Origin of the sequence: Streptomyces sp. NRRL F-2664 (assembly GCF_000719345.1) — a bacterium.
In the GTDB taxonomy this organism is placed as follows: domain Bacteria; phylum Actinomycetota; class Actinomycetes; order Streptomycetales; family Streptomycetaceae; genus Streptomyces.
This window is the reverse complement of record NZ_JOFX01000220.1, coordinates 1-1240: the sequence shown is the minus strand read 5'-3', so window position 1 is coordinate 1240 and position 1240 is coordinate 1. Positions and strand designations below refer to the sequence as shown.

Here is a 1240-nt window from a genome sequence, read left to right as displayed (position 1 = left end):
CTAGTGCTGTGACCGGGAAGGTTTGCCGGGTTGCTCGTTGTGCTGGTCGGATGTGACGACTTCGACTGGCATGGGGAGGCGGTATGGCGTTACCGGTCCGGGTCCGCGGGCTGACCGAGCAGGAGGGGCAGAAGCTTCAGCACATCGTTCGGCGGGGCAGCACGAACCCGGTGCGGTTCCGGCGGGCGATGATGCTGCTGGCCTCGGCCGGCGGCAGCACTGTCCCGGTCATCGCCCGGCTGGTCCAGGCGGACGAGGACACCGTCCGAGACGTGATCCACCGCTTCAACGAGATCGGGCTCGCATGCCTGAACCCTCGGTGGGCGGGAGGCCGTCCCCGCCTGCTGAATCGTGACGACGAGGACTTCGTCGTCCAGACGGCCACCACCCGCCCGACCGTGTTGGGCAAGCCCTTCACCCGCTGGTCGATCCGCAAACTCGCCGACCACCTGCGGCGCAACATCTCCCGGCCGGTTCGCATCAGCCGGGAGGCCCTGCGCTGCCTGCTGGCCCGCCGGGGCATCTCCTTCCAGCGCACGAAGACCTGGAAGGAGTCCCCGGACCCGGCCTTCGACGCCAAGCTCGCCAGGATCGAGTACGCGGTCAACGAGCGTCCCGACCGGACGTTCGCATTCGACGAGTTCGGACCGCTGGGCATCCGTCCGATCGCCGGATCCTGCTGGAAGAAGCAAGGCCGCCCCGACCGGCTGCCGGCCACCTTCCGCCGGACCCACGGCATCACCTGCTTCCACGGCTGCTACTCGGTCGGCGACGACAAACTCTGGGGCGTCAACCGCAGACGTAAAGGCATCGACCACACCTGGGCCGCCCTGCGATCGATCCGCGCCGCCCGCCCGGACGGCGCCCCGATCTACGTGATCCTCGACAACCTCTCCGCCCACCTGAACTGGAAGATCCGCAGGTGGGCGGCCCGGAACAAGGTCGAGCTGTGCTTCACACCGACCTACGCGTCCTGGGCGAACCCCATCGAGGCACACTTCGGGCCGCTGCGGCAGTTCACCCTGGCCAACTCCCACCATCCGAACCACACCGTCCAGACCCGGGCCCTGCACGCCTACCTGCGCTGGCGCAACCAGAACGCCCGCCACCCCGACGTCCTCGCCGCCCAGCGACGCGAACGAGCACGCATCCGAAGCGAGAAAGGCATTCGCTGGGGCGGCAGACCGCTACCGGCCGCGGCCTGACCACCCAACCCGGCAAACCTTCCCGGTCACGGCAC

1 protein-coding gene is annotated in these 1240 nt (G+C 68.8%); it reads left to right on the top strand.

Annotated elements, in window-relative coordinates; genetic code table 11:
* The first annotated feature begins 83 nt into the window (after window positions 1–83).
* Complete coding sequence (locus IF89_RS45580) at window positions 84–1205, top strand: IS630 family transposase (RefSeq protein WP_030777279.1); 1122 nt, start codon at window positions 84–86, stop codon at window positions 1203–1205.
* The last annotated feature ends 35 nt before the right edge of the window (window positions 1206–1240 follow it).

Coding starts and splice junctions, on each gene's coding strand:
- IF89_RS45580 (WP_030777279.1), top strand. CDS start 84: ATGGCGTTACCGGTCCGGGTCCGCGGGCTGACCGAGCAGGAGGGGCAG.